We start from the raw sequence: 3,282 nt of genomic DNA on the forward strand, positions 1-3,282 counted from the left end.
GGAACGCCTACCTGACGGGACAGCAGGATGTGCTCACGGGTTTGTGGCATCGGACCATCAGCGGCCGAGCAAACCAGGATAGCGCCGTCCATTTGAGCAGCACCGGTGATCATGTTCTTCACGTAGTCAGCGTGACCTGGGCAGTCAACGTGAGCGTAGTGACGAATGTTCGAGTTGTACTCAACGTGCGCGGTGTTGATGGTGATACCGCGAGCTTTTTCTTCTGGAGCGCTGTCGATCTTGTCGAATTCAACTACGGCCGAACCGAAAACTTCGGAGCAGACGCGAGTCAGAGCAGCGGTCAGAGTGGTTTTACCGTGGTCAACGTGACCAATGGTCCCTACGTTGACGTGGGGCAGGGAACGATCAAATTTTTCCTTAGCCATCGATAACACCCTCAACAGAAGAATTAGACGAACGATATCTACCATTAAAACAAAGGCAGATATTTTCATATCTGCCTTGTTATATGGAGCTCTTGAGCGGATTTGAACCGCTGACCTCACCCTTACCAAGGGTGTGCTCTACCAACTGAGCTACAAGAGCGTAACACTTTGCACAACCTGCAAACTTGGAGCGGGTAGCGGGAATCGAACCCGCATCATCAGCTTGGAAGGCTGAGGTTCTACCACTAAACTATACCCGCGGAGCTTGCAGCTCACGCTAAAAATGGTGGAGGGGGAAGGATTCGAACCTTCGAAGTCGTAGACGTCAGATTTACAGTCTGATCCCTTTGGCCGCTCGGGAACCCCTCCTAAGCGAGCCGGCATTCTATACTATGCCGACCTTCTGTCAAGCATTTTCTCATTAAAAACCTGAGGTTAGCTGCGTTGACACTACTCCGCGCTGACCACCTGATTAGGTGTTCGCTGTGGAGCGGGCGCCATTCTATGCAAACTATTCCAGCGGTGCAACCCCCTCACACAGCATTATTTTATGTTTTAACTCATTGAATTCCTTGGAAAGGTTCTGCAACTGCACATCCCCTAATAAACGCTGGCTTTCGGGCGCAATGCGCAACCAATAACCAGGCTCGGAGAGATCCTTTTGCGACGCCTGAACCTTCACCCCCATGGCCGCTAGACGCAGCTGCAGCGCGGAAATGATGCTTTCTTGAGTCAAACCACCCAAAAACAGACACTCTTGCCCAGCTCGGAGCACGCCCTGCCCTCCCCCAGAGCCACCATTCGCCTCACTCAATAAGCGAATATCTTGTTGAGACCCGCGGTACATGCTGAGGGGCGTGACATCTTTCGCACGCAAGGGAGCTTCCTGCTGATGCCAGACGTAATAAAACACATTGAGAACAACGAGCAGCAGGAACAACCAACGCATACAAACCTCAAGTTAACGGACAGGCCATCGCCAACCCTATGAATACCAGGTCAGGGACGATCCGCGCTTCAGGCACGATGTCCGCCACCAACCCAGCATCGCCACCGGTAATAAAAACAGTAAAGCGCTCTCCCCAATAGGATCGAGCCATTTCCATCTGGGTCAGGACAAAGCCTCTCAACATTAAAGAGCATCCACGCTCCACCGCTTCGACGGTACTGCGCCCCGGAGCATGGCTCGCCAGCGCTCTTTCGGCAGCCGAGTCCCCATAACGGATTTTCCGGGTATGTGTACGCAATTGGTTACGCATTAAGGGCATCCCTGGGCAAATGAATCCCCCAAGGTGCTCACCTTCGGCATTAATAAAGTCAGCCGTCACTGCAGTGCCGAAATCCAGAATCAAACAGGCGCCCGCAGCCAAATGAAAGCCACCAAGCATCGCCAACCAGCGATCCAGCCCCAAGCGTTCATAGTCGTGATAGCCATTCCTGACACCAGCCATTTCACTGGACGACGTGGCGCACACAACCGAGACACCGAACGCCTGCTCGAGAATCCGGGTGAGCGCGGCAGTTTCTTCGCTGGTTCTTACGCTGACCAACCGACATTTACGCAACGACAGGCTATCAAATGCGCATAGGCTATCCACCAGAGCTTGATCCGAGTCGACAACACCCTCCGCGAAAAGACCGCCAGCGGCCGTATTCAATACACGCCACTTGATAAAGCTATTCCCACAGTCGAGCTCAAGAATCATCACGCAACCTCAGGCTGAGCTCACCACCACTAAAAACCTTTTCCACGCCGTCCACCTTCAAGCGCAGCGCACCTTGGCTATCGATGCCAAGCACAACGCCTTCTATATGACTAACCCCGGCAATCAAAGAAACCGGGCGACCTTGCCACATGTGATCCTTTTCCCACTCTTCCTGGAGCGCAGAGAAACCATCAACCTGATGGCGCTGGATATAGCCGCGCAGCTGCTCGTTCAACTCAGCCACCAAGACGTTGCGATCGCAGCTTTTGCCGGTCTCGAGTCGAATCGACGTCCATTGTTGGCCAACCGCCTCAGCAACCTGCATGTTCACGTTAATACCTATACCCAGCACCACGTGGCAAACATCTGCCGGATCCCCTACTAGCTCAAGAAGAATACCGGCGATTTTCTTGTTTCCGACCAGCACATCGTTGGGCCACTTTAATCCTGCGCCCGCCACCCCCAACTTTCGCAAGGCGTGCATAACAGCCAAACCGACCACCAGACTCAAGCCTTCAAGCTGACGCATGCCACCATCTATGCGCAGAACGAGGCTGTAGTAGAGATTTTCAGCAAAAGGGCTTACCCACTTGCGTCCCCGGCGGCCACGACCGGAAATCTGTCGCTCTGCCAATACCAGAAACGGCGCCGCTCGACCCTGATTGATCGCGCGAAGCGCCTCTGCGTTAGTGGAGTCAATGGAGTCAAAGACTGTAATCGGCCAAACCGCTGCCAAGGCGCCAATCTTCAGGGGGTCGAGCAGCGTCAGGGGTGCAGCCAGTTGATAGCCTCTGCCCCGGACTTTGTTAATTGACAATCCGAGCTCGGCCTCAAGATGCTGAAGCTGCTTCCACACCGCACTTCGACTGATTCCCAGAGCAATCCCCAAAGCCTCGCCGGAATGGAATCGACCATCCTTCAAAAGATTCAACAACGTCAACATGCAGGTCTCGCCTCACAATGAGGCCCGAATAATAGCCATGACCCGGGCAATTGCATAGAAATCAAGCAAGCCACTTTCCTGCGCGCAAAACAAAACCCCAATTGCTTTCGCAATTGGGGTTTCGGAATTTAATCTTGACGATCGACCTACTCTCACATGGGGAAACCCCACACTACCATCGGCGATGCATCGTTTCACTTCTGAGTTCGGGATGGGATCAGGTGGTTCCAACGCTCTATGGTCGTCA

The 3,282-nt window shown here is 53.5% G+C and carries 4 protein-coding genes, 3 tRNA genes and 1 rRNA gene; all 8 read right to left on the minus strand.

Going from position 1 to position 3,282, the window contains the following annotated elements; genetic code table 11:
* The coding region (locus HT737_RS12405) for a GTP-binding protein (RefSeq protein ID WP_178083416.1) at positions 1–386 on the minus strand (386 nt) is incomplete at its 3' end.
* An 84-nt stretch (positions 387–470) separates the two neighbouring features.
* Positions 471–546: transfer RNA gene (locus HT737_RS12410), tRNA-Thr, on the minus strand.
* 26 nt (positions 547–572) lie between these two features.
* Positions 573–646: transfer RNA gene (locus HT737_RS12415), tRNA-Gly, on the minus strand.
* A 24-nt stretch (positions 647–670) separates the two neighbouring features.
* A tRNA-Tyr gene (locus HT737_RS12420) sits at positions 671–755 on the minus strand.
* A 142-nt stretch (positions 756–897) separates the two neighbouring features.
* A complete protein-coding gene (locus HT737_RS12425) occupies positions 898–1,335 on the minus strand; it encodes a hypothetical protein (RefSeq protein WP_047296935.1) in 438 nt (145 codons plus the stop codon).
* A gap of 7 nt (positions 1,336–1,342) precedes the next feature.
* A complete protein-coding gene (locus HT737_RS12430; protein WP_047296936.1) occupies positions 1,343–2,092 on the minus strand; it encodes a pantothenate kinase in 750 nt (249 codons plus the stop codon).
* Entirely contained in the window at positions 2,082–3,035 is a 954-nt protein-coding gene (birA, locus tag HT737_RS12435) for a bifunctional biotin--[acetyl-CoA-carboxylase] ligase/biotin operon repressor BirA (protein ID WP_047296938.1), read from the minus strand. Before birA ends, HT737_RS12430 begins: the two co-directional genes overlap by 11 nt.
* Positions 3,036–3,167: 132 nt before the next feature.
* Positions 3,168–3,282: ribosomal RNA gene (rrf, locus tag HT737_RS12440) — 5S ribosomal RNA — on the minus strand; the annotation flags it as partial.

It is taken from the genome of Pseudomonas sp. MD195_PC81_125, from assembly GCF_014060985.1.
Taxonomy (GTDB): Bacteria; Pseudomonadota; Gammaproteobacteria; order Pseudomonadales; family Pseudomonadaceae; genus Aquipseudomonas; species Aquipseudomonas parakoreensis.

What these genes read in the sequence shown, in the direction of transcription:
- HT737_RS12425 (WP_047296935.1), bottom strand. Translation starts at nt 1,335, where the DNA reads ATGCGTTGGTTGTTCCTGCTGCTCGTTGTTCTCAATGTGTTTTATTAC.
- HT737_RS12430 (WP_047296936.1), bottom strand. Translation starts at nt 2,092, where the DNA reads ATGATTCTTGAGCTCGACTGTGGGAATAGCTTTATCAAGTGGCGTGTA.
- birA (WP_047296938.1), bottom strand. Translation starts at nt 3,035, where the DNA reads ATGTTGACGTTGTTGAATCTTTTGAAGGATGGTCGATTCCATTCCGGC.